The sequence below is a fragment of the Nonomuraea sp. NPDC003707 genome, from assembly GCF_053587055.1.
In genome coordinates this window covers 73386-96433 of record NZ_JBSFNK010000029.1, presented here as the reverse complement: position 1 = coordinate 96433, position 23048 = coordinate 73386, and the positions used below count along the sequence as shown (strand labels likewise).

The 23048-nt window shown below is 73.3% G+C and carries 21 protein-coding genes; 5 read left to right on the top strand and 16 right to left on the bottom strand.

Going from position 1 to position 23048, the window contains the following annotated elements; translation table 11 throughout:
• Nucleotides 1–8 precede the first annotated feature (8 nt).
• Nucleotides 9–839, bottom strand: a complete 831-nt coding sequence (locus ACWDRB_RS48395) for a S8 family serine peptidase (protein WP_355208583.1) — start codon at nucleotides 837–839, stop codon at nucleotides 9–11.
• 167 nt (nucleotides 840–1006) lie between these two features.
• Between ACWDRB_RS48395 and ACWDRB_RS48390 the strand changes: the two genes are divergently transcribed.
• From ACWDRB_RS48390 to ACWDRB_RS48380, 3 genes are all read left to right on the top strand, one after another.
• Entirely contained in the window at nucleotides 1007–4078 is a 3072-nt protein-coding gene (locus tag ACWDRB_RS48390; RefSeq protein ID WP_449906051.1) for a BTAD domain-containing putative transcriptional regulator, read from the top strand.
• 568 nt (nucleotides 4079–4646) lie between these two features.
• On the top strand, nucleotides 4647–5204 hold the full coding sequence (locus ACWDRB_RS48385; RefSeq protein WP_350732985.1) for a hypothetical protein: 558 nt from the start codon (nucleotides 4647–4649) through the stop codon (nucleotides 5202–5204).
• A gap of 90 nt (nucleotides 5205–5294) precedes the next feature.
• A complete protein-coding gene (locus ACWDRB_RS48380) occupies nucleotides 5295–6068 on the top strand; it encodes an SDR family NAD(P)-dependent oxidoreductase (protein WP_449906048.1) in 774 nt (257 codons plus the stop codon).
• Here the strand turns inward: ACWDRB_RS48380 and hpnH are convergent.
• The 7 genes from hpnH to ACWDRB_RS48345 all read right to left on the bottom strand — a co-directional run bounded on the left by hpnH (nucleotide 6042) and on the right by ACWDRB_RS48345 (nucleotide 13622).
• Nucleotides 6042–7046, bottom strand: coding sequence for an adenosyl-hopene transferase HpnH (hpnH, locus tag ACWDRB_RS48375; protein ID WP_449906045.1), 1005 nt, complete (start codon nucleotides 7044–7046; stop codon nucleotides 6042–6044). The two genes, ACWDRB_RS48380 and hpnH, sit on opposite strands and share 27 nt — an antisense overlap.
• Nucleotides 7043–7630 carry a phosphorylase family protein gene (locus tag ACWDRB_RS48370; RefSeq protein WP_449906042.1) on the bottom strand — a complete coding sequence of 196 codons (588 nt, stop codon included), beginning with the start codon at nucleotides 7628–7630 and terminating at the stop codon, nucleotides 7043–7045. Before ACWDRB_RS48370 ends, hpnH begins: the two co-directional genes overlap by 4 nt.
• A complete protein-coding gene (gene shc, locus ACWDRB_RS48365) occupies nucleotides 7627–9504 on the bottom strand; it encodes a squalene--hopene cyclase (protein WP_449906040.1) in 1878 nt (625 codons plus the stop codon). Before shc ends, ACWDRB_RS48370 begins: the two co-directional genes overlap by 4 nt.
• Nucleotide 9505: 1 nt before the next feature.
• Nucleotides 9506–10516 carry a polyprenyl synthetase family protein gene (locus ACWDRB_RS48360; RefSeq protein WP_449906037.1) on the bottom strand — a complete coding sequence of 337 codons (1011 nt, stop codon included), beginning with the start codon at nucleotides 10514–10516 and terminating at the stop codon, nucleotides 9506–9508.
• Nucleotides 10513–11844 carry a hydroxysqualene dehydroxylase HpnE gene (gene hpnE, locus ACWDRB_RS48355; protein WP_449906034.1) on the bottom strand — a complete coding sequence of 444 codons (1332 nt, stop codon included), beginning with the start codon at nucleotides 11842–11844 and terminating at the stop codon, nucleotides 10513–10515. Before hpnE ends, ACWDRB_RS48360 begins: the two co-directional genes overlap by 4 nt.
• Before the next feature lie 16 nt (nucleotides 11845–11860).
• On the bottom strand, nucleotides 11861–12739 hold the full coding sequence (hpnC, locus tag ACWDRB_RS48350; RefSeq protein WP_449906031.1) for a squalene synthase HpnC: 879 nt from the start codon (nucleotides 12737–12739) through the stop codon (nucleotides 11861–11863).
• Between the two features lie 133 nt (nucleotides 12740–12872).
• Entirely contained in the window at nucleotides 12873–13622 is a 750-nt protein-coding gene (locus tag ACWDRB_RS48345) for a polysaccharide deacetylase family protein (RefSeq protein ID WP_449906028.1), read from the bottom strand.
• Between ACWDRB_RS48345 and ACWDRB_RS48340 the strand changes: the two genes are divergently transcribed.
• Entirely contained in the window at nucleotides 13603–14700 is a 1098-nt protein-coding gene (locus ACWDRB_RS48340) for an MGDG synthase family glycosyltransferase (RefSeq protein ID WP_449906026.1), read from the top strand. The genes ACWDRB_RS48345 and ACWDRB_RS48340 overlap by 20 nt on opposite strands.
• Here ACWDRB_RS48340 and ACWDRB_RS48335 read toward each other — a convergent pair.
• Together ACWDRB_RS48335 and ACWDRB_RS48330 are read right to left on the bottom strand one after the other, a co-directional pair.
• A complete protein-coding gene (locus ACWDRB_RS48335) occupies nucleotides 14660–15529 on the bottom strand; it encodes a DMT family transporter (protein WP_350732969.1) in 870 nt (289 codons plus the stop codon). The two genes, ACWDRB_RS48340 and ACWDRB_RS48335, sit on opposite strands and share 41 nt — an antisense overlap.
• Nucleotides 15526–16383, bottom strand: coding sequence for a phytoene/squalene synthase family protein (locus tag ACWDRB_RS48330; RefSeq protein WP_449906023.1), 858 nt, complete (start codon nucleotides 16381–16383; stop codon nucleotides 15526–15528). Before ACWDRB_RS48330 ends, ACWDRB_RS48335 begins: the two co-directional genes overlap by 4 nt.
• 257 nt (nucleotides 16384–16640) lie before the next feature.
• On the opposite strand from ACWDRB_RS48330, the gene ACWDRB_RS48325 reads away from it, so the two are divergent.
• Entirely contained in the window at nucleotides 16641–17099 is a 459-nt protein-coding gene (locus ACWDRB_RS48325; protein ID WP_449906021.1) for a hypothetical protein, read from the top strand.
• A 16-nt stretch (nucleotides 17100–17115) separates the two neighbouring features.
• Here the strand turns inward: ACWDRB_RS48325 and rbsD are convergent, their stop codons facing one another.
• The 6 genes from rbsD to ACWDRB_RS48295 are packed head-to-tail and all read right to left on the bottom strand — an operon-like array spanning nucleotide 17116 to nucleotide 22871.
• On the bottom strand, nucleotides 17116–17505 hold the full coding sequence (rbsD, locus tag ACWDRB_RS48320) for a D-ribose pyranase (RefSeq protein WP_350732963.1): 390 nt from the start codon (nucleotides 17503–17505) through the stop codon (nucleotides 17116–17118).
• The gene (locus ACWDRB_RS48315; protein WP_449906018.1) at nucleotides 17502–18407 is read right to left on the bottom strand and encodes a ribokinase; all 906 of its coding nucleotides are present in this window, start codon (nucleotides 18405–18407) and stop codon (nucleotides 17502–17504) included. Before ACWDRB_RS48315 ends, rbsD begins: the two co-directional genes overlap by 4 nt.
• Complete coding sequence (locus ACWDRB_RS48310; protein ID WP_435054302.1) at nucleotides 18404–19357, bottom strand: D-ribose ABC transporter substrate-binding protein; 954 nt, start codon at nucleotides 19355–19357, stop codon at nucleotides 18404–18406. The genes ACWDRB_RS48315 and ACWDRB_RS48310 overlap by 4 nt, the downstream gene beginning before the upstream one ends.
• A gap of 40 nt (nucleotides 19358–19397) precedes the next feature.
• Nucleotides 19398–20366, bottom strand: a complete 969-nt coding sequence (locus tag ACWDRB_RS48305; protein WP_397374246.1) for an ABC transporter permease — start codon at nucleotides 20364–20366, stop codon at nucleotides 19398–19400.
• Nucleotides 20350–21858, bottom strand: a complete 1509-nt coding sequence (locus tag ACWDRB_RS48300) for a sugar ABC transporter ATP-binding protein (RefSeq protein ID WP_449906012.1) — start codon at nucleotides 21856–21858, stop codon at nucleotides 20350–20352. Before ACWDRB_RS48300 ends, ACWDRB_RS48305 begins: the two co-directional genes overlap by 17 nt.
• The gene (locus ACWDRB_RS48295; protein WP_449906009.1) at nucleotides 21855–22871 is read right to left on the bottom strand and encodes a LacI family DNA-binding transcriptional regulator; all 1017 of its coding nucleotides are present in this window, start codon (nucleotides 22869–22871) and stop codon (nucleotides 21855–21857) included. Before ACWDRB_RS48295 ends, ACWDRB_RS48300 begins: the two co-directional genes overlap by 4 nt.
• Nucleotides 22872–23048 lie beyond the last annotated feature (177 nt).

Genomic DNA, 23048 nt, shown 5'->3' with positions numbered 1-23048 from the left:
TGGCCTCCTCAGGTCCGGTTGTTCGCGACGGCCGCCAGCACGTGCTTGAGCTGGCCGGTGGCAAGGCCCGGGTGCCGCTGCAGTACGCGCGCGCACAGCCCGGTGATGTGCGGTGTGGCGAAGCTGTTGCCGGTCAGGCGCGAGGTCCCGCCGCCGGGCAGCGGCACCTCCACCCCGATCCCGCGCGCGAAGAACTCGGCCGGGGGCTCCGGGTTGCACTCGATGTGCTCGGCGAGCGCCAAGGTGTGCGAACCCACCGAGATCACGCTCGGGAAGTGCCACGGATAGCTGCGCACCGGCCGGTTGTGGGCGGAGGCCACGATGGTGACCCCGGCGAAGAACGCCCTGTCCACGAGATCGTGCAGGGCCTCCTTGTGCTCGGCGCGACGTGTCGACAGGCTCAGGTTGACCAGGGAGAAGCGCTGCTCGATGGCCCACTCCAGTGCCGCCAGCAGCACCTCGCCGCGGCCATGAAGCCCGCTGCCGAGCACGCGGACGCTGGTCAGCTCGCAGTCCGGGGCCATGGCCCGGATGACGCCCGCGCATGCCGTCCCGTGGCCCGCCTGGTCGCCGACCTCGTCGGGCACGACCTCCAGGCCGTCACCCGTCACCGCGAGCGGGGTGATGGGCCTGGTGAAGACCGGGTGGGGCGCGTCGACCCCGCTGTCGATCAGGCAGACCCGCACGCCGGAGCCGGTGGCCGACCCCCAGGCCCACTCACGGGTGATCGCGCAGGGCAGCGCCAGCCGGGCCGAGTCCATGACCGCGCCGCGCGAGGCGTGCGCCAGCCGAAAGGTCCGCGGCGGCGGCGCCTCCGCGACAGCCGGAAAATCAGCCATTGCCCACCCTCAGCGTCATTGTTCTGGCTCCGAGTAAATAGTGGGAGAGGGCGTTCATAGTTACTTCAGAGTCCGATCAAAGCGCCGTCGGAGACTGATTTCGAGGTCTTGAGAAACCCCAACGCCTGACAGACCATGAGAGCGAAATCCAAACCGGAGTGTGACTCATGTTGGAGTTCCGCTTGCTCGGCGCCGTCGAAGCCTACTCGGACGGGCAGCGCGTCGGACTGGGCCCACGCAAACAGCGGCTGACATTCGCGGTTCTGGCTCTGGAGGCCAACCATCCCGTCACGGTGGAGCGGCTGGTGGAGCTGAACTGGCCGGGGTCCCGTCCGCGTACGGCACAGCACGCGATCCGGGTGTCGGTCTCCCAGCTGCGCTCGATCCTGGCCCGCGCCGACCCCGCCCAGGCCGAGGCCACGCTGACGGCGCAGGGCGCGGGATACGTCCTGCGCACCGACCCGGAGCGGATCGACGCCCATCGCTTCCGCGGCCTGGTGCAGCGGGCCCGGGCGGAACCCGACGACGAGCGCCGGGTGGCGCTGCTCGACCAGGGCCTCAGCCTGTGGCGCGGTCCCGTGCTGGCCGGGGCGGCGCCTCCGGAGACCCAGGAGCGCCTGGGCAGCGGCCTGGAGGAGTCGCGGCTGGTGGCGCTGGAGGACAAGATCGACGCCGGGTTACGGCTCGGCCGCCACCGCCAGCTGCTGGACGAGCTGACCGAGCTGACCCGATGCCATCCGTTCCGCGAACGGCTGACCTGCCAGCTGATGATCGCCCTGTACCGCAGCGGGCAGACGCACACGGCCCTGGAGGAGGCCAGGAGAGCCCGCCGCCGTCTGGCCGACGAGCTCGGCATCGACCCCAGCCTCGAACTCCAGCGGCTCGAGGTGGCCATCCTGCGCAACGACCCGGTGCTGCTGCCGCAGCCCGATCGCGTCCTGGCGGCCGGACCCGCGCCGCCCGCGGTGCCGGCACAGCTACCGCGCTCCGTCTCCGACTTCACCGGCCGGGCCGGGCAGCTCAGGTGGCTGGACGAGCACGTTCAGGACCACACGAGCACGCCGGTCACGATCGCGATCACCGGCGCCGCCGGGGTCGGCAAGACCGCCCTGGCCCTGTACTGGGCGCACCGGATCCGCGACCGTTTCCCCGACGGCCAGCTCTACGTCGACCTGCGCGGCTTCGCCACCGGGCCGCCGATGCGGCCGGAGCAGGCGCTGGCCCGCCTGCTGCGCTCCCTCGGGGTCGCCCCCGAGCAGGTGCCCGCGGACGCGGACGAGGCGGCCGCGCTGTACCGGACCCTCCTGGCCAGCAAACGCGTCCTCGTCCTGCTCGACAACGCGGCGACACCGGAGCAGGTCCGCTCGCTGCTCCCCGGCGCCACCGACTGCCTGGCCCTGGTGACCAGCCGGGACCGGCTGAACGGGCTCGTCGCCCTCGACGGCGCCCGGCCGCTCCCGCTGGCCGTGCTGGACCCGGTCGAGGCGCGGACCCTGCTGGCCCGGATCCTCGGGGCCGACCGCGTACGTCAGGAGGCGGACGCCGCCGCCAGGCTGGCGCTGCTGTGCGACTACCTGCCGCTCGCGCTGCGGATCGCCGCCATCAACCTGTCCCGGCAGCCGACGCGCGCCATCATCGACGGCGTCACGGAGCTCGCGGGAAGCGATCGCCTGAACGCCCTGCAGGTCGACGGGGACGGCCGGGCCGCCGTGCGGGCCGCGTTCGACCTGTCGTACGCCGCCCTCGACGAGCCGGACCAGCGCCTCTTCCGGCTGCTGGGCCTGAGCCCGTGCCCCGACCTCACCCCGCAGGCCGCCGCGGCGCTGGCCGCCGCCCCGGTCGACCAGGTGCGGCGGGCCCTGGACCGCCTGGAGCGCACGCACCTGATCCTGCAGACCGTTCCCGGCCGGTACGGGTTCCACGACCTGATCAGGCTCTACGCCCGGGACAACGCGAACGGGGCCGAGCGGACGAGCGCGCTCGCGCGCCTGTTCGACTTCTATCTCCGGGTCGCCGACGAGGCCAAACGCCTGCTCTACCCGCAGGCCCTGCAGCTGGCGGGACCGCCGCGCCAGCAGTCCCCGCTGACGTTCGAGGGGCCCGCGAGCGCGCTGGCGTGGCTCGACGCGGAGCGCTCCGGCCTCATCGCGGCCATCACGTACGCGGCCGCGCACGGCCCCCGGGAGGTGGCCTGGCGGCTGGCCGACACGCTGCGCGGCTACCTGTCGCTGCGGCGCGACCCGAACGACTGGCAGGCCGTCGCCGAGGCCGCCCGCTCGGCCGCCGGCCTCGACGGGGACCTCACCGCCCAGGCCGCCACCGAGCTCAGCATGGCGCAGGTCTACCAGAGCCGGGGCATGCATCCGCAGTCGCTGAGCCACTACGCGCAGGCGCTGAAGCTCGCCCAGCGCTCCGGGTGGCGCGAGTGCGAGTGCGCGGTGCTCAACAACCTCGGCAACGTGCACTGGAAGCTGGGCTCCCTGCAGGAGGCCGCCGACCACTACAGCCAGGCCATCGCCATCGCCCGGCAGACGGGCCAGCGCACCATCCACGCCACCAGCCTGGCCAACCTCAGCATGGTCTACCGGAGCCAGGGGCAACTGGCGCGGGCGGCCGAGCTCCAGCACGAGGCCTTGGCGCGTTACCAGCAGGCCGCCTACCGCAACGGCGAGGCGATCGCGCTGGAGAACATGGGCGAGATCTACCACGATCTCGGCGAACTCGACCGCGCGCTGGACTACCTCGACCGCGCCCTGCCCATCTTCCGCCAGTCGGGCAACCGCTACGGCGAGGTCCTCGTCCTGAACACGCTGGCCGCGGTCCACCGTGACGCCGGCCGGTACGACAGCGCCCTCGAGCTCGCCGACCGCGCGGTGGAGCTGTCCGTCGCGATCGGCGACCGTCGGGCCGAGGCCGACACGCTCAACACCCGGGCCACCGTACGCACTTATCTCGGGCGCCCGGAGCAGGCCGCCGAGGAGCACGGCAGAGCGCTGGTCATCGCCCGGGAGGTCGGCAACTGGCAGCCCCGGCTGGAGTCCCTCATCGGGCTGGCCGGCGCCCATTGCGATCTGGGGAACCTGGAACAGGCGTCCGCCCACGGCCACGAGGCGCTCAACGACGCGCGCCGCCAGGGGTTCCGCCAGCTCGAGGAGCAGGCGCTCACCGCCTTGGCGGCCATCCAGATCCGCGTCGGCGACCGGGAAATCATCGCGGCATTGTCCGTCGATTCAGAATGAATAATTGGCCATATTTCGGTAGGCCGGCTTATTGCCTGACAGGGCTTTGGCATTTACCTTGGAAATATGAGGAAAGCAGCGATTACCACGCTCGGTGTACACGACGACACCAACAATTCTCACGACTTCGTCGAACTTCCTCGACGCTGAATTCCAACCGCGGGTAAATCTGCCGTTAAATTTTCCGCCCGTCGTACGCCTGCGACAAAATTCGCCGCGGCGTTATCTCTCGCGGCGGGCCGGCACGCGACTCGCGCGGGTTCCGCCGCCGCCCGGCGGTGCCGCTGATCAGCGTCTCGACGCTCACGGGCACGAGTCGCCCGCCGTCCCGCTTGATCCGTCAGTCCTCCCCGTGGCCCCGCGACCGCGTCCGGCGCGGGCCGGGGCGAGGGTGGGACGCGGCGGCCGGGCCGACGGCGGCACCGCCCGGAGCGTGGTCGGAAATCACCGGCGGAAACACGGCCGCGGCACGCCATCGTCCATTCTGCATACCGTGCCGTCGCCCAAGGCGCGGCCCGCGGCCCCGCGTCCCGGGCCGAAAGGGGCGGGCGGGAGCATAATCGGAGCCATGCGCGTGGGGATAGCCCATCATTTCGGTTGGGCCGTGGCGGTCACGGCATCGGCCGACCACCAGGTGGTGGACCGCCGGCGGATCGAGCTGATCGAGCCCGGCGTGCCGGCGGCGCCCATCCACCACGACGGCAGACGTCTCGACGATGCCGCGGCCTCCGAACTCGTGGCCCGCGTGCGGGCGTCGGCGGCCCGGGCGACGTCGGCCTCGCTGGACGAGCTCGCATCCGCGCTGCCCGAACCGATCGTCTCGCTCTCGCTCCGGGCCTGGCCGCTCGACTTCCCCGACGACATCGCCGTCCAGCGGCGCGTGCCGTACGAGGCTCGGGCGGACTCCGTCATGTACCGCCAGATCCTGGCCGAACTCGCCCACGAGCGCGGCTGGGCCGTCCACTTCTACGACGCCAAGGACGTGGCGGACCAGGCGGCCGGGATCCTGGCCGAGCGGGCCGGCGAGGTCCTGTACGGTCCGCGCGCGGCGCTGGGGCCGCCCTGGGCGAAGGACCACCGAACGGCGCTCGCGGCGACGATCGTCGCCGCCGCGACGCGTACGTGACCTGCCCCGTGGCCGGTTGGGACGGCGTGGGAGTGGAAAGCACACGACTGTACGTCGAGAAACGCACAGTTACGGAAAACAGGTGACGCTATGAGGCTCGCCGACGCCCACGTCCTCGTCACCGGCGCCTCCTCGGGCATCGGCGCGGCCACCGCGCGGGCGCTGGCGGGCACCGGCGCGCGGCTGACGCTGGCCGGGCGCGACCGCGAGCGGCTGGCGGCCGTCGCCGCGGCCACCGGCGGGCGCGTGCTGGTGTGCGACGTCACCACCCAGGCCGAGGAGCTGGCCGAGCGGAGCGGACACGTCGACGTCCTGGTGAACAACGCCGGCGTGGGGTGGGCGGGGCCGTTCGTACGGATGCCGGCCGGCAGCGTCGAGCAGCTGCTGGCGGTCAACCTCGCCGCGCCGATCGCGCTCACGCGGCTGCTGCTGCCGGGGATGGTGGCGGCGGGCCGCGGGCACCTCGTGTTCGTGGCCTCCATCGCCGGGGCGGTGGGCGTGGGGCAGGAGGCCGTGTACTCGGCGACCAAGGCGGGGCTGATGGCCTTCGCGGAGAGCCTGCGCCATGAGCTGCGTCACGTGCCAGGCGTCGGCGTGTCCGTCCTGCTGCCCGGGGTGGTGGACACCCCCTTCTTCGTACGGCGCGGCGCCCCGTACACGCGCGGCCGGCCGGCGCCGATCGCGCCGGAGCGGGTGGCGCGGGCGATCGTGGCGGCGATCAGGGACGGGCGGCCGGAGTCGTTCGTGCCGGGCTGGCTGCGGGTGCCGGCCAGGCTGCGCGGGGCGGCCCCCGGCGCGTTCCGGGTGCTCGCGCGGCGCTTCGGGCGCATGGAGGGGTCAGCCGCTCCTGATGGCGCGCAGTGACTCCTTCAGCGACCCGATCGTGGCCAGGACGGCGGTCGGCTCGTATCCGCAGTGCGCCATGCAGTTGTCGCACCGGGGGTCGCGGCCCCGGCCGTAGGCGGTCCAGTCGGTGTCCTCGATCAGCTCGCGGTAGGTCCGCGCGTACCCGTCGGCCATGAGGTAGCACGGCCGCTGCCAGCCGAACAGCGAGTACGACGGGATGGCCCAGGCGGTGCACGGCAGCTCGATCCGGCCCTCCAGGAAGTCCAGGAACAGCGGCGAGTGGTTGAACCGCCAGCGCCTCCGCCGACCGTCGGCGAAGGCCTCGCGGAACAGCGCGCGCGTCTCCCGCACGCCCATGAACCGGTCCTGTACGGGCGCCTTCTCGTACGCGTACGCGGGAGAGATCATCATCTGGTCGACGGCGAGCTCGTCGTTGAGGTAGTCGAGCACCTCGATGACGGTCCGCGGGCTGTCCGTGGAGAAGAACGTCGTGTTGGTGGTGACCCGGAAGCCGCGCCGCCGGCACTCGCGCACGGCGGCAACGGCCTCGTCGAAGACGCCTTCCTTGCACACCGCGGCGTCGTGGCGCTCGCGCACGCCGTCGATGTGCACGGTCCAGGCGAAGTATCGCGAGGGCTCGAACTCGTCGATCTTCTTGGGGATCAGCAGCGCGTTCGTGCACAGGAACACGTACTTCTTCATGCCGACGAGCCGGCGGACCAGCTCGCCGATCTGCGGGTGCATGAGCGGCTCCCCGCCGGCGATGGACACCATGGGGGCGCCGCACTCCTGGATGGCGGCGACGGCCTGCTCCACCGGCATGCGCTGCTTCAGCACGTCGGCGGGGTGCTGGATCTTGCCGCAGCCGGCGCATTTGAGGTTGCACGCGAACAGCGGCTCCAGCTCCACCAGCAGCGGGAACTTGGTCCGTCCCCGCAGCCGCTGGCCCAGGATGTAGCCGCCGACGCGCAGGCTCTGCCGGATCGGGATGGTCATGACAGCACTTCCTCGGGTAGCAGCGCCGCCCAGCGCACCAGGACGGGGCCGACGGCGGCGAGCGTGCGGCGGGCGGCCACGCCGCGGGTGAGCGTGGCCAGGCTCAGCAGCGGCGCCTCCGGCGTGTCGACGATGACCCGCACGGCGGCCAGCGGGCGCCCCGCGGCGGCGCGGGCCAGCGGGCCGGTCTCCATGTCCACGCCGTACGCGCCCTCCGCGGCCAGGCGGTGCCGCTCCGCGCCGCGGACCACGTGATCGGCGGTGACCAGCGGCCCGACCTGGGCGGGCAGGCCGGCCTCGGCCAGCTCGCCGGCGAGGAGGGGAGCGGACGGGCAGGGATGGACGCGTCCCCTGAACCGGACCTCGCTCGCCACCAGGACGTCGCCGGGCCGCAGGCTCCTGCCGGCCGCGCCGCCGAAACCGACCACGGCCACCGCCTCCCGCCAGGCCAGGCCCGCGGCCGCGCGGGCCGCCCGCCGCGGGCCGATCCCGGTGACGACGACCCTGGCGAGGTGGGCCGGCAGGCCGCGCCTTACCGCGCGGGCCTCGATCCCGAGCGCGGCGCAGATCAGCAGTCCGGTCATGAGAGCTCCAGGTCGCGGCGCAGGTAGCGCCCGAGGGCGCTGATCGGGAAGACGAGCCGGTAGAGGTGGTAGTTGATGTAGAAGTCACCGGGGAAGCCCGTGCCGGTGAAGTACGGCTCGTCCCAGGTGCCGTCCGGCCGCTGCCGCTCGACCAGCCAGCGCACGCCTCCTTCCACCGCCGGGGAGCGTTCGCCGGCGGCGAGCAGGGCCAGCAGGGCCCAGGCGGTCTGCGAGGCGGTCGAGGCCCCGCGGCCGACCCAGGCCGGGTCGCGGTAGGAGCGCAGGTCCTCGCCCCAGCCGCCGTCGTCGTTCTGGTGGCGTTCCAGCCAGGCGACGGCGCGGTGTACGGAGGGATGCCCCGGACGGACCCCCGCGGCGACGAGGGCGGGCACGGCGGCCCCGGTGCCGTAGACGTGGTTCGCGCCCCAGCGGCCGAACCACGATCCGTCCTCCTCCTGCGCCTTGAGCAGCCAGATCACGGCCCTGCGCAGGACGGGGGAGCGGGGCCGCTCCTTGGCCAGGGCTTCGACGACGTGCGCGGTGACGTCGGCGGACGGCGGGTCGATCACCGCGCCGAAGTCGCAGAAGGGCAGCTTGGTGCAGAGCGCGCGGTCGTTGTCGGCGTCGAACGCCGCGAAGCCGCCGTCGGCGCTCGCCATGCCGGCCATCCAGCGGACCCCGCGCTCGATCGCCGGCCGCGCGCCGGGGCGGTCCAGCCGGCGCAGCGCGAGCACGACCTCCGCGGTGTCGTCGATGTCGGGATAGCCGTCGTTGTCGAACTCGAACGCCCAGCCGCCGGGCGGCAGGCCCGGCCTGCGCACCGCCCAGTCTCCCGACCTCGTGACCTCCTCGCGCAGCAGCCAGTCGGCGGCCCCGGTGACGGCCGGATGGTCGGCGGGGGTGCCCGCGTCGAGCAGCGCGTTGATCGCCAGCGCCGTGTCCCACACGGGGGACTGGCACGCCTCCAACCGGCGCCCCTTCTCGTCGCGGACGGTGAACCGGTCGAGCCCTCCGATCGCCTTGCGCATCACCGGATGGTCCAGGTCGTAGCCGGAGAGGTGGAGTGCGATGATCGAGTACACCCACGGTGGCTGGATCCCGCCCCAGGAGCCGTCGGCCTCCTGGCGGGCGACCACCCAGTCGACGGCGCGCCTCAGCGCGGCCCGCCGCAGGGCCCGCGACGGGCGCCGCTCGTACCGGTGCAACGCCCGGTCCAGCGCGCCGAACGCCGCCTCCCAGCCCCCGCCCGCAGTACGGTGCGGCGCCCGGCCGGTCCGCAGCTCCGGCAGCTCGAAGGGGAGCCGGCGCACCGGCCGGTACGCGGTCACGACGGTCAGGGGCACGATCGTCTGCCTGGCCCAGCAGGCCCAGTCGTAGACGTTGAGCGGGAACCACGAGGGCAGGAAGATCATCTCGGGCGGCATGACCGGCAGGTCCCGCCACGACCACTCCCCGAACAGGGCCAGCCAGACCCGCGTGAACACCCGGCTCGCCTCGATCCCGCCCATGGCCCGGACCTGCTGCGACGCGGCCCGCATGTGCTCCGCGTCGGGCGGATCGCCCGCGAGCCGCAGCGCGGTGTACGCCTCGACCGTGGTGGACAGCTCCGCGGGCCCCTCGTGGAAGTTGGCCCAGGTGCCGTCGGCCCGCTGCTCCGAACGGATCCACCGGGCGGCCTCCGCCGTGTCCTCCTCGGTGCGGATGCCGAGGAACTGCCGCAGCAGCAGATCCTCCGCGTCCATGCTCACGTTCGTCTGCAGTTCGCCCTTCCACCAGCCGTCCGGGGACCGCAGGCCGATCAGGTGATCGCAGGCGGCCCGGAGGGCGTGCTCGGCGTCGGTGAGCAGGCTCGGGGTCGTCTCGAGGGTGGTCATGTCAGTGGTCCCTGGATGTGATGAATCGGGCGATGTGCAGGAATTCGGCGCGCACGTCCGCGGGCAGGTCCGCGGCGTCGAGGCACCGGGTCGCGGCGTCGAAGCGCCGCCCGGCCTCCAGCTCGGCCCAGGCCCGGCCGCCCGCCCGCTCGACCAGGTCGGCGGCGTCGCGCAGGTCGGCCTCCGTCAGCTCCCCGGGCCTGGCCAGCAGCTCGGCGAGGCGGCGTCCGTCCTCCGTACGGCTGGTGAGCGCGGCGACCACGGGCAGGCTCTTCTTGCGGGCCCGCAGGTCGGCCAGCACCGGTTTGCCCGTCACCTCGGGTCGCCCCCAGATGCCGAGCAGGTCGTCGGTCAGCTGGAAGGCCAGCCCGGCCTCGGTGCCGAACGCGTCCAGAGCGCCGGCCAGCGAGGCGGGACCTTCCGCCGCCGTGACGCCGATCGAGCAGGCGCAGGCGAGCAGCGAGGCGGTCTTGTGCCGCGACATCAGCAGGCACTCCTCCCGCGTCACGTCGTCGCGGTCCTGGAACTCCAGATCCAGGGCCTGACCCGCGATGAGCGAGAGCGTGGCGTGGTTGAGCGCGCGGGCGGCCGCCGCGTAGCCGGGGCCGCCCTGTTCCAGCAGCAGCTCCAGGGCCAGGGCGAACAGCGCGTTGCCGCAGAGGATCGCCTGGGAGCGGCCGAAGATCGTCCAGGCGGCCGGACGGTGCCGGCGCACCGGGTCGTCGTCCATGACGTCGTCGTGCAGGAGGGAGAACGCGTGCACCAGCTCCACCGCGGCGGCGGCGGGCAGGCACCGTTCGATGTCCGCTCCCGCGGCCCGGGCCGACAGCACCGCGAGCGTGGGCCGCAGCGCCTTGCCGCCGGCCGCGCGGGGCCGGCCGTCGCCGTCGGTCCAGCCGAAGTGGTAGCGGGCGACGCGGGCGATGCGCGGGTCGAGGCGGCCGACGGCCTCGCGCAGCACCGGCTCGACGAGCTCGCGGGCGGCCTCCGCCGGCGGCAGGGTCAGGGTCATGACACGCTCTCCTGATCTCGCACATGCTGTCTGACCAGGCGTGCGGCGTGCAGCCCGCTGCGTACGGCGCCCTCCATCGTGTCCGGCCAGCCGGTGTCGGTCCAGGCGCCGGCGAGATAGAGGCCGGGCCACCGGGTGGCGCTCCCCGGTCGGAGCGCCCCGCTGCCGGGGCCCTGGCGGAACGTCGCGCGCCGTTCCCTGGTGACGAAGAAGTCGGTCATCGTGGCCTCGCGCGCGGCCGGGAACACCGAGCGCAGCGCCGGGACGAAGGTCTCGCGCAGGTCCGCGGTCGGCCGGTCGATCCACGTGTCCGCGACCGACACCGACACCGTCAGGTACTGCCCCTCGCCGAGCCCGGCGACCCGGGTCTTGTCGAACACCCACTGCACGGGCGAGCCGGTGACCGCGACGAACGGCCCCCGCATGACCGGCCGGTCGTAGACCGCGTGGACGTTGATGATGGGGCTCGCGTCCAGGGCGCCCCATCCGTCCCGGGCGGGCGCCGCCTCCGCGGGGACCAGCTTCGCGGCCTGCTCGTGGCGCGTCGCCACGACGACCGCCGACGCCTTGACCCGGACGCCGTCCACGACGACGGCCGGGCCCGGCTCGATGGCCGTGACCTTCGCCGACAGCCGCACCGCGCCGCCGCGTCCCGCGATGGCGGCCCTGGCGGCGGTGTCGTGCAGCTCGCCGAGCGGCACCAGGGGGATGCCCAGGTCGGCGGCGTCCGGCCGGCCGAGCATGGCCGTCTTGAACACCTTCACCGCCGGGCCGAGCGCGGCGTCCTCGACTCCCATGTTCAGGGCCGCGACCGCGAGCAGGTCCCAGAGCGCCTGCCGTACCGGGTCCCGCTGGCCGTGCGCCGCCAGCCAGCTCCCGAACGTCACCGTGTCGAGAGCCGGGTCGGCCGGGTCGAGCCTGCTCAGCGCGAGCGAGCCGCGCAGGGCCTGGAGCCGGTCGCCCGGCCCGAGCAGGCGGTATCGCGCGAGCGCGGGCACGAAGTGGAGCGGGCCGGGCAACGCGGCGCGGCGCAGCCGCCCCGACCGGCCCGCCGCGCCGAGCACCCGCACGTCGAATCGGCTCTGCAGGCCGACCAGTGCGGTGCCGCCGAGCCGTTCCAGGAGTCCCCGGTACGCCGTGCAGCAGCGCAGGAAGACGTGCTGGCCGTTGTCCACCGTCAGCCCGCCGCGCCGGAAGGAGTACGTGGCGCCGCCCAGCCTCGGGCGGGCCTCGTACAGCGTCACGGGGCAGCCGGCCTCCGCGAGCGCGAGGGCGGCCGTGATGCCGGCCAGGCCGCCGCCGACCACCGCCACCGGCGCGATCGTCATCACAGGTGCAGCCCTCTCATGCCGACGGCAGTCGTCGCAGACCCGCGTCGGGCCGGCTCATGGTCATGAGGACACGCGCCCACGCCCCGAGCAGGCGTACGCGGCGTGGCCGGACGGCTCGGCCCAGGACGTCGTAGCGGGCGCCGCTCAGCGCGGCCAGGGTGGCGTGGCCTCCCGCGACGTAGCCCGCGACCGCCGTACGGGCGAAGCCGGACAACGAGGCGACGATCGGCTCCCCTTCGGCCAGCAGTGTCCCGGCCCGCGCGGCCTGCACGGCCACCGCCTCGCGCAACCGCGGTGACGTGGCCGCCGCCGCGAGGTCGCCGATCGGGCAGCCCGCCCGGCGCAGGTCCTCCTGCGGCAGGTAGACGCGGCCGCGCCGGTGGTCCTCGCCGACGTCCTGGCAGTGCTCGATGACCTGCAACGCCGAGCAGACCTTGTCGGACAGGGCCAGCCGGGGGCCGCTGACCTCGCCGAACACGTACAGGACGAGATGGCCGACCGGGTTGGCCGACAGCTCGCAGTAGCCCAGGAGCTCGTCGAACGTCTCGTAGCCGGTGACCGTCTGGTCGATCCGGTTGGCCTCGATGAGGCGGCGGAACGGCTCGGCGGGGATCGAGCACTCCTGGACGGTACGGGCCAGCGCGCGGAGCGGCCCGAGCCGTGGCGGGTGGCCGTCGTACAGCCGGGTGAGGTCGGCCTCGACCTCGTCCAGCAGCATAAGGCGGTCGCCGGGGCGTCCCTCGTCGCCGAGGTCGTCCACCGTGCGCGCGAAGCCGTACAGAGCCATGAGGTGGTCGCGGTGCCGGCGCGGAAGCAGCCGGGAGGCCACCGGGAAGTTCTCCCGGCGCGCCTTTTCCGCCGGCTCCCGCGAATGGCATCTCTCTGACCGCACGACAGGGAAATTATCCGGCCCCGGGGAACGCAAACATGACGGCATTCCGTTGCCCGGCGATTTGCGCGGAATTTACTCGCGGGCCGGGCCGGGAAAACGCCGTTTGAATTCCAAGGGAAAGGGGGAGTGGCCGTTATGGAAACGCGAGGCCGTGCTCGCGCAGCGGGCCCACGCGGAGGCCCATGTCCCTGCAGCGCTCCACGAGCGCGGGGAGGGCGTCGAGCGCCGGTCGCCAGGACCCAGGAACGGAGGCGTGGTCGGAGTCATGGAGCAGGACGGTCGCCCCGCCGCGCAGCCCGGCCGCCACGGTGGCCAGCACCGAGCCGGGCGTGGCCGCCGCCTCCCAGTCCCGGCCCCAGACGGTCCACAACACGGGGCGCAACCCGTGCAGGCGGGCGGAGACCAGCGCCTCCAGGCTGAGCGCGCCGTAGGGCGGGCGGTACCACGTCGCGCGCACGCCGCCGACCGCCCGCACCAGGTCGGCGGTCCGGCCGATCTCGGCCGTCAGCCGGCCCGGCGGGGCGAGCAAGGGGTTGCCGTGCCGCCAGCCGTGCACGGCCAGCTCGTGACCCTCGGCCACGATGCGGCGGCCCAGCCACTGGTGGCGTTCGAGCAGCTCGCCGAGGACGAAGAAGGTCGCGTGGCAGCCGAGCCGCCCCAGCTCGTCCAGGAAACGCGGGGTCGAGCCGGGATGGGGCCCGTCGTCGAAGGTGAGCGCCACATGGCCGGGGTCGCCGACGCCGGCGACGGAGGGCATCCGCCGGCGGACCGGCGGCAGCCAGGTGACGGCGGGACCCGCGTGCAGCAGCGCCAGGCAGGCGAGCCCGAGCGGCAGCGCGGCGCGGCCGATCGGGGGACATGAGATGTCCAGGCTGGTCCTCATTCTCAGCGCGCCGATGGGCAGCGCCCATGACCGGGTCGCCGCCGAGCTGGCCGCCCGGCTCGCGGCCGAGAATGCCGATTCAGAGATCATCGATGTCCTCCAGCTGCTCCCGCTCCGGCTGGGATCGGCGCTGCGCCGCGGATACCGCTGGATGATCCTGCGCGCCCCCTGGTTCTATGACGTCATCTACCAGGTCTTCTTCGTCGGCAAACGGGCCGCGGGCACCTCGCCGCTCACGGTGCTCGCCCTGCCCGCCCTGCGCCGCCTCGTCGCCGCCCGCTCGCCCGACGAGGTCGTCTCGACCTTCCACCTGGGGGCCCAGATCGCAGGGCTGCTGCGCGAGCGCGGCGGGCTGCCCTGCCCGAGCACGGTGCTGATCGTCGAGTTCACGGTGCACCGGCTGTGGCTGCACCCCGGCAACGACCGGTATCTGTGCCCGAATCCCGACATCGTCGGGGAGATCGCCGCCCGGAGCGGCCGCCCGGCGCTCTGCTGCGCCCCGGTCGTGCGCCCGGAGTTCGCGCGGGCGGTGGCCGATCCCGGGGGAGTGGCCGGCCGCGTCGGCGTGGACCCCGGCGACCGGCTCGTGCTGGTGTCAACCGGTTCGTGGGGCGTCGGGGAGGTCGTCGCGACCGCGCGCACCCTGGCGAGGTCGGGACGGTACACGCCGATCGTCCTGTGCGGGGACAATGCCGAGCTGCGGTGCCGCCTGCGGGCCGCCGGGCTGGGCCCGGCGCTGGGGTGGCGCGACGACGTGCCGGAGCTCATGGCGGCCGCGTACGCCCTGGTCGACAACGGCTCCGGCCTGACCTGCCACGAGGCCTTCGCCGCCGGGCTGCCGGTCGTCATCCACCGGCCCATCGGCGGCCACGGCGTCGCCGGCGCGCGGGCGATGGCCGGGGCCGGGGTGAGCCTCCACACGGGCACCGCGTCGGAGCTGCTGGCGGCGCTGGACCTGCTCGAGGACCCGCGATCGCGCAAGCGCCAGGTGGACCGGGCGTCCGCGCTGTTCTCCTCGATGCCGGTCCAGGCGGGCCTCATTTCCGCGCCGAGGGGGCGGCGCTCTGATCCTGGATGAGCGGCGAACGGGTCAGCACGATGACGCCGTAGACCAGGAGCCCGGCGCCCGCCGCCTCCATCACCAGCCACGGTCCGGCGCGGATCGGCTCCCCGTACATCAGCGCGCCGTACAGGATGCCCGCCAAGGGGTCGCTGATGGTCAACGCCGGCTGGGCGACGACGAGGGTGCCGCTGTGCAGGGCGTTCTGCAGGAGGAACAGGCTGCACAGGCCCGCGGCCAGCATCGCGTACAGGGGCCAGGAGACCGGCAGCGCGCGGGGGTCGTCCGCCAGGATCATCGTGCACTTCTTGATGAGCGTGGCCGTGAAGGCGAAGCCGATGCCCGCGGCCACGCCCAGCGTGGCGGCCCGGATGGGTCCCCTGGTCATGGCCCCCACCGTCACCAGCGCGGCGATCGTGGCCGAGGTCGCGGCGGCGGCGATGATCCATTCGGCCGTGTCCGGTGACCACCGCCCCGGGCCGGGGACCGCCGCGGCGAGGAACATCGCGAGGCCGGCCGACAGCGCGCCGATGGCCAGCCACGATTTCCCGTCCAGAACCGTGCCGAACGCCCAGGACATGATGATCATGGTGAACGGGAGCTCGATCACCAGGGCCGGCTGGACCAGGGCGATGCCTCCCTTCGACAGCGCCGCCGCCTGGAAGAGGAAGCCCCCGATCATCGCCACGATCCCCCACCGCCACAGCGGGTTGCCGATCAGCGCCCGGATCAGGCCGAACCGCAGCCCCAGCTCCTGCGGCAGCGGTCGCGCCGCTCGCCGCTGCAGGACCGACGTGGCGGCGTTGCACACCGCGGCGAGCACCGCCAGCAGCGCGGCAGCGATCAACTCCCACGCCTCGCGAGGGCACGTACCGCGACCATGGACTTCTCCCCCGTCGTCAGCGACATCCGGGAGGCCAGCGCCCGGGCGGGATCGGCGGCGATGCGGTCGAGCAGGCACCGGTAGATGCCGGCCATGGTCGCCGTGCAGGCGGCGCTGCGCGCGTCCAGCATGGGCAGCAGGCGCATCCCGGTGGCGAACCAGTCGCGCGCCCGGTCCGCCTCGAACCTGACGAGCGCGGCCAGGCGCTCCGGCGGGTCGCTGAACCGGCCGTACGCGTCGACGTCCAGGGTGCAGCCGAACCGTTCGAGGTCGTGGGCGGGCAGGTAGACCCGCTTGGCCATGCGGTCCTCCCGCAGGTCGCGCAGGATGTTGGTGATCTGCAGGGCCACGCCGAGCGCGTCCGCGAGCGGCGTGGCCGCCTCCATGTCGTCCGCGCCGAACACGCCCAGCGAGAGCCGCCCGATCGAGCCGGCGACGCAGCGGCAGTAGCCGACCAGGTCGTCGAACGTCTCGTACGTGCTCCCGCGCACGTCGGCGGCGCAGCCGTCGACGAGGTCCGAGAACGCCGCGAGCGGGATCGGATAGCGGCGGGCGGCCTCGAACAGCGCCACCAGCACGAGGTCGTGCCGCGCGGGAGCGGTCCCGTCGAGCATCCCGCGGATCGCGGACAGGCGGGCCAGCCGCCGCCCGGCGGGGCCGTCGCCGTCGGCGATGTCGTCGATCCTGCGGGCCAGCGCGTAGACGGCGCTCAGCGCGCGGCGCTTGGGGGCGGGCAGCAGACGCAGGCCGAACGAGAAGTTACGGGCCTGACTGCGCATGATCTGCTCGCAGTGCCGGTACGCGTCGTCGACGCACACCGCCCCGGCCCCGTCACGAGAAGAGGCACAATCATGCCGTCGCCACAGATTCGCGGCTCGGGCGAACATCATGGCCGCGACGGCCGTTCGCGTCGTTTCCCCCAGAACATGAGAGATGGCTGTCCGTTGTGTCGTGGCAATAAACTCGGGCGCCGGTCCGATGGAGCGCTGCCGGTAATTACCGGGCGAATTGTTTACGCCCCGCTGAACTATTCAGCAATGGGCCGGGAAATTCGCGGCGCGCGTTTGGCGGGGGCGTGCGGGGTAGGCCTGGACGGGGTGAGCACCATCGAGCAGGTCGCGGTGAGCGCGTACCGGATACCGACCGATCACCCGAAGGCGACGGCACCCTGGCCTGGCGGGCGACCACGCTGGTGGTCGTCACGGTGACGGCCGGCGACACGACCGGCACGGGCTGGACCTACGCCCCCGCCGCCACGGTGTTCTTTGTCACGGAGCTGCTGACCGAGACGATCATCGGGTCCGACGTGCTCGGCATCCCCGCCCACTGCGCGCCCAACCTGCACCTCCCGGCCGCGGCCGCCACCGTCAACCTGCGCCACATCGAGTGGTTCCACGACCACCAGCGCATCGAGTCCACCTTGTTCGACGGCGCCGCGGACTCCACCGGCGGCCAGGCCCGCCCGCACACCGGCACCCCCGGTCACGGCCTGGCCCTGCGCACCGGCACCGCCCAGACTTACCGCGTCGCCTGAGGGCGGGCGGGGCCGGTCAGAAGGCCACGCCGCAGCGCAGGATGACGTTGGCGTACGGGTGCGCCTCCCCGGTGCGCACCACCAGCCTGCTGGCGGCGGAGAGCTGCTTGAGCCGTTCGTGCGGCACGTACGCCAGCCCCGGCAGCCGCTCGCCGAGCAGCGCGGCGCAGGCGGGATTGGCCGCCCGGACCTCCTCGGCCGCCGTGGCGCCCTCGACGACGATCTCGGCGAGGATGCCGTCGAGCACGTCGGCGAACGACGGGATGCCCGCCACGAACGCCAGGTCCACCACCTCCGCCCCCGCCGGCAGCGGCATGCCGCTGTCGCAGATGAGCAGCTCGTCGGTGTGCCCGAGCCGCGCCAGGGCACCCGCCAGGGCCGCGTTGATGACGCCGCCGCGCTTCACAGGTCCTCCACCTCCGCCATCGTCGGGTACGAATCCTGCGCCCCCGCTCGGCGCACGGCCGCTGCGCCCACCCTGGCGGCGAACGCCGCGGCCCGCGCCAGCGGCTCGCCCGCGGCCAGCCGCCAGGCCAGCGCCCCGGTGAACGCGTCACCGGCCCCGGTGGTGTCCACGGCCGCCACGCGAGGACTGGGCACCGCGTGCACGGCGCCGTCCTCGGCCACCGTGTCGGCCACCACGGCCCCGTCGGCGCCCAGCGTGATGACGACCGATCGGGGGCCGCGCGCCAGCAGCTCCCTGGCCTGCCGGTCCGGCTCGCCGGGCGCGCCGAGTAGCAAGGCCGCCTCGTGCTCGTTGACGACCAGCGGATCGCACAGCGCCAGCAGCTCGTCCGGCACCGGGACGGCCGGCGACAGGTTGAGCACCGCGCGCCGGGCCAGCCGGGCCGCGGCGAGCACCGCCGGCAGCGGGATCTCCAGCTGCAGGGACACGACGGGGGCCGAGCGCAACAGCGGCGCAGCGTCCAGCACGTCACCCTCGGTGAGCCGGGCGTTGGCGCCGGGGGCGACGATGATGCTGTTGTCACCCTGCGGCCCGACGGCGATCATGGCGATGCCGCTGGCGGCCGCCGTGTCGTGCAGGTGGCCGAGGTCCACGCCGTCGCGTTCCAGCGACTCGCGCAGCAGCCGCCCGTGCCCGTCGGCGCCGACCCGGCCGAGCAGCGCCACGCGCGCGCCGAGCCGGGCGGCGGCCACGGCCTGGTTGGCGCCCTTGCCTCCGGGATGGACGGCCAGCTCCGAGCCGAGCACGGTCTCGCCGGGCGCGGGATGCCGGTCGACCTGGACGACCAGGTCGGCGTTGGCCGACCCCACGACCACGACGTCGTGTTCGCCCAAGGAGCTCATGCGCCGGTGAACTCGGACAGGTTGTCCTTGGTGGCGACCTTCACCGGCACGTTGGCGGTGGCCTCCAACTGCTCGCTCTTGACGGCCTTGACCGCGTTCTGGACGGACTGCTGGCCGAGCAGGGCCGGCTGCTGGGCGATGCTGGCCGCCAGCGTGCCGGCCTCGATGGCCTTCAGCCCGTCGGGGGTGCCGTCGAAGCCGACCACCTTGACGTCCTTGCCGGCCTTGGCGCCGAGCGCCTTGATCGCGCCGAGCGCCATCTCGTCGTTCTCCGCGAACACGCCGGTGACGCCGGAGTGCGACTGCAGCAGGTTCGTCATGACGTCCAGGCCCTTGGCGCGGTCGAAGTCGGCCGGCTGCTGGGCGACGACCTTGATGCCGGGGAACGCCTTGATGCCCTCGGCGAAGCCCTGGCCGCGGTCACGCGAGGCGGAGGTGCCGGGCACGCCCTGGAGGACGACGACCTCGCCCTTCTCGCCGATCTCCTTGGCGAGCCGCTCCGCGGCCAGCTTGCCGCCGGCCACGTTGTCGGAGGCGACGGTCTGGGCGACCTTGCCCCCGTTGACGCCACGGTCCACGGCGATCACCGGAACGTTGGAACGTTCCGCTATCTTGACCGCCGGCGCGGCGGCGTCGGAGTCGACCGGGTTGATGATGATCGCCTTCATGCTCTGGCTGGTGAAGTTCTGCACCTGGTTGACCTGCTGGGAGGCGTCGTTCTGCGCGTCGGTGACGGTCAGCGTGACGCCCAGCTTCTTGGCCTCGGCCTCGGCGCCGGCGCGCAGCTGCACGAAGTAGGGGTTGTTCAGGGTGGAGATCGACATGCCGATCTTGACGTCGCCGCCGGAGGCGGCTCCCGCCGAGCCGGCGGAGGACGTGCCGGACGAGCCGCAGGCGGTCAGGCCGAGGGTCAGGGCGGCGCCCGCCGCTACGAGGGCGTGGATGCGCATGGGTGGTACCTCACTTTTTCTTACTGGGTTTGCGGTGATGTCAGCGGCCGCTTCGGCGGCGCAGGGTGTCGAGCAGGACGGCCAGGGCGATCACGACGCCGATGACGACCTGCTGCCAGAAGGCCGACACCGACAGCAGGTTCAGCCCGTTGCGCAGGACGGCCAGGATGAGCGCGCCGACCAGCGTGCCGAGCGCCCTGCCCTTGCCGCCCGACAGGCTCGCCCCGCCGATGACCACGGCGGCGATCGCGTCCAGCTCGTAGCCGGAGGCGGCCTGCGGCTGCGCCGAGGCGAGCCGGCTGGCCAGGACGATGCCCGCCACCGCGGCGAACGCGCCGGACAGGGCATAGGTGACGAGCTTCTGCCGGCTGACGGCGATGCCGGACAGCCGGGCGGCCTCCTCGTTGCCGCCGATGGCGTACATCGCCCGGCCCGCGTACGTGCGGTTGAGCACGACGGCGGCGATCACGCCCATGAGCGCCATCACCAGCACGGGCACCGGCAGGTAGCCCCCGACGGTGTCGCCGAGGTGGGAGACCGCCTCCGGCATCTCGATGGGGCTGCCCTGGGAGACCACCAGGGCCAGGCCGCGCGCCACGCCCAGCATGGCGAGCGTGGCGATGAACGGCGGCAGCTTGCCGTACGCGATGAGCGCGGCGTTGACCAGCCCGCATCCGATGCCGACGGCGAGCGCGACGAGCGTGGCCAGCGGCCAGGGCAGCCCGCTGTCGGCGGCCGTCCAGGCCAGCACGATCGCCGACAGGGCGGCCACGGCCCCGACGGACAGGTCGATCCCGCTGGTGATGATGACGAACGTCGAGCCGAAGGCGAGGATCGCGGTGACCGCCGCCTGGACGCCCACGTTCAGCAGGTTCGTCACGGTCAGGAAGTCGCCGGACAGCAACGACAGGGCCGCGACGAGCACGACGAGCGCCGCGACCGAGCCGTTCTCGGCCAGCAGGGTCCTGGCCGTCGGCCGTACGGCCAGCACGTTAGTGGACACGAGCATCCTCCACCTCGGTGACGGCCAGCGCCATCACGGAGTCCTGGTTCGCGTCGGCGGCCTCCAGCTCGCCGACGAGCCTGCCTCTGGCCATGACGAGGATGCGGTCGCTCATCCCGAGGATCTCGGGCAGATCGCTGGAGATCATGAGGACCGCGTGGCCGGAGGCGGTGAGCGAATTGATCAACTGGTAGATCTCGACCTTGGCGCCGACGTCGATGCCGCGCGTCGGCTCGTCGAGAATGAGCACGTTGGCGTCGGCGAGCAGCCACTTGCCGATCACGATCTTCTGCTGGTTCCCGCCCGACAGGGTGCGCACCTCCTGGCCGAGGTGGCTCATCCGCACGCCGAGCTGGGCGGCCACCCGCGCGGCGGCCTGGCGCTGTCCGGCCCGGTCGACGAATCCGCCGTGGCTGGCGCCGCGCAGGGTGACCAGGCCCAGGTTCTCGGCGATGTCGGCGCCCAGGACGAGCCCCTGGCCCTTGCGGTCCTCGGGGACCAGGCCGAGCCCGGCCTCCATGGCGGCGCGCACGTCGCCGCCGGGCAGCCGCCGGCCGCGTACCAGCACCTCGCCCGAGTCGGGGGCGTCGGCGCCGAACACCGCCCGGGCCACCTCGGTGCGGCCCGCGCCGACCAGTCCGGCCAGGCCGACGACCTCGCCGGCCCGCACCTCGAAGGACACGCCGGAGAACGCGCCGGCCCGGCTCAGGTCGCGCACCTGCAGCAGCGGCTCGCCGGCCGCACTCGCCTCGCGCGGGTACTGCTGGTCGATGGGCCGGCCCACCATGAGGCGGATCAGCTCCTCCTCGGGCGTGCCGGCCGGCACCTGGGCCACCGAGCGGCCGTCGCGCAGGACGGTCACCCGGTCGCCGATCTGGGCGATCTCCTCCAGGTGGTGGGTGATGAACACGACCGCGACGCCCCGCTCGCGCAGCTGCCCGACCAGGTCGAACAGGCGTCGCACCTCGGTGGTGGTGAGCACGGCGGTGGGCTCGTCCATGATGAGGACGCGGGCGTTCAGCGCGAGCGCCTTGGCGATCTCGACCATCTGCATCTGCGCGATGCCCAGGTCGGCGACGCGGGTACGCGGGTCGACGCCGACGCCGACCAGGTCGAGCATGCCGCGGGCCTGCTCGTGCATGCGCCGCGTGTCGACGAACCCGAAGCGGCGGGGCGGCCGGCCCAGGGCGAGGTTCTCGCCCACGGTCAGCTGCGGGACCAGGTTGAACTCCTGGTAGATCGTGGCGATGCCGAGCCGCTGGGCGTCGGAGGCGTTGCGGATGTCGACCGGTTCGCCGTCGACGAGGATGCGGCCGCTGTCGGGCTGGTAGGCGCCGGACAGCATCTTGATGAGCGTGCTCTTGCCGGCGCCGTTCTCGCCGAGCAGGACGTGTACCTCGCCCGTGCGCAGGTCGAAGTCGACGCCGTCGAGCGCCACCACGCCGGGGAATCTCTTGCCGAGCCCCTCGACGCGCAGGATCTCCCGTGCCTGGCTCACGAGCCGCCCTCCTTCCTCGTGCCTGTCTCTCCGCAGGACTCGCGTGCCACGAGCCTGGCGGGCAGCACCACCGACTCGGCGGCCCGGCCGCTCAGCACGTCGAGGATCACCCGGACCGCGCGCCGGCCCAGCTCGGCGGTGGGCTGGCTGATCGCGGTGATGCGGGGATGGACGTGGTTGAACCACGGCACGTCGTCGAACGAGGCCAGCGCGACGTCGCGGGGGATCTCCAGGCCGCGCTCGCTGATCGCGTCGAGCGCGCCGAGTGCCATGAGGTTGTCGCCCAGGAAGATCGCCTGCGGCGGCTCGGGCAGGTCGAGCAGCTCGGAGGTGATCCGCTGGCCGCTGCCGGCGCGGAAGTCGCCGACGCGCACGTACTCCTGGGGGATCTCCAGGCCGTGCTCGGCCGTCGCCCGCAGGAAGGCCTCGGTCCGCTCGCGGCCGGTGGACAGGGTGCTCGGCCCGGACACGAACGCGATCCGCCGGTGCCCGAGGGCGCGCAGGTGGGCGACCAGCTCGGCGATGGCGGTGCTGCCGTCGGCCCGTACCGACGGCACCTCGATGCCGCTGAGCGTCCGGTCCAGGAAGACCAGCGGGCGCTCTCCGCGGCTGACCTCCTCCACCAGGGGCGTCACCTCGGCGGTGGGGCAGATCAGCAGCCCGTCGACCCGCCGTTCGAGCAGGGTGCGCACGTAGTGGTCCTGCTGGTCGGCCCGCTCGTCGGCGTTGCCGATGATCACGGTGTAGCCGGCCGCGCGGGCCTCGTCCTCCACGGCCCGCGCCAGCTCGGCGAAGAACGGGTTGAGGATGTCGCCGATGATCAGCCCGAGCGTCCTGGTGGCTTCGGTGCGCAGCGACCGGGCGACGGCGTTGGGCCGGTAGTTGAGCGCGGCCATCGCGTCGTGGACCCGGTTGCGCGTCTCCTCGGTGACGGAGGGGTTGTCGTTGAGCACCCGGGAGACCGTCGCGACGGAGACGCCCGCCTGCGCGGCGACATCTTTGATTCGAGCCACCTGACCTCCATGTAATCGGTTACATGAGCGTATGTAATCGGTTACATGATTGTGAATCGGTAGGCCGTGTGATTCAGGTCACATTCTTGATGGGTGCCCGTCGATCATCCGCGCTCGGCCTGCCTGTGAAAGCCGGGCTTCCCGCTCGGCCGTCACAGGCAGGCCCTGTGGATCAGC

What these genes read in the sequence shown, in the direction of transcription:
- ACWDRB_RS48395 (WP_355208583.1), bottom strand. Translation starts at nt 839, where the DNA reads ATGGCTGATTTTCCGGCTGTCGCGGAGGCGCCGCCGCCGCGGACCTTT.
- ACWDRB_RS48390 (WP_449906051.1), top strand. Translation starts at nt 1,007, where the DNA reads ATGTTGGAGTTCCGCTTGCTCGGCGCCGTCGAAGCCTACTCGGACGGG.
- ACWDRB_RS48385 (WP_350732985.1), top strand. Translation starts at nt 4,647, where the DNA reads ATGCGCGTGGGGATAGCCCATCATTTCGGTTGGGCCGTGGCGGTCACG.
- ACWDRB_RS48380 (WP_449906048.1), top strand. Translation starts at nt 5,295, where the DNA reads ATGAGGCTCGCCGACGCCCACGTCCTCGTCACCGGCGCCTCCTCGGGC.
- hpnH (WP_449906045.1), bottom strand. Translation starts at nt 7,046, where the DNA reads ATGACCATCCCGATCCGGCAGAGCCTGCGCGTCGGCGGCTACATCCTG.
- ACWDRB_RS48370 (WP_449906042.1), bottom strand. Translation starts at nt 7,630, where the DNA reads ATGACCGGACTGCTGATCTGCGCCGCGCTCGGGATCGAGGCCCGCGCG.
- shc (WP_449906040.1), bottom strand. Translation starts at nt 9,504, where the DNA reads ATGACCACCCTCGAGACGACCCCGAGCCTGCTCACCGACGCCGAGCAC.
- ACWDRB_RS48360 (WP_449906037.1), bottom strand. Translation starts at nt 10,516, where the DNA reads ATGACCCTGACCCTGCCGCCGGCGGAGGCCGCCCGCGAGCTCGTCGAG.
- hpnE (WP_449906034.1), bottom strand. Translation starts at nt 11,844, where the DNA reads ATGACGATCGCGCCGGTGGCGGTGGTCGGCGGCGGCCTGGCCGGCATC.
- ACWDRB_RS48340 (WP_449906026.1), top strand. Translation starts at nt 13,603, where the DNA reads ATGTCCAGGCTGGTCCTCATTCTCAGCGCGCCGATGGGCAGCGCCCAT.
- ACWDRB_RS48345 (WP_449906028.1), bottom strand. Translation starts at nt 13,622, where the DNA reads ATGAGGACCAGCCTGGACATCTCATGTCCCCCGATCGGCCGCGCCGCG.
- ACWDRB_RS48315 (WP_449906018.1), bottom strand. Translation starts at nt 18,407, where the DNA reads ATGAGCTCCTTGGGCGAACACGACGTCGTGGTCGTGGGGTCGGCCAAC.
- ACWDRB_RS48310 (WP_435054302.1), bottom strand. Translation starts at nt 19,357, where the DNA reads ATGCGCATCCACGCCCTCGTAGCGGCGGGCGCCGCCCTGACCCTCGGC.
- ACWDRB_RS48305 (WP_397374246.1), bottom strand. Translation starts at nt 20,366, where the DNA reads ATGCTCGTGTCCACTAACGTGCTGGCCGTACGGCCGACGGCCAGGACC.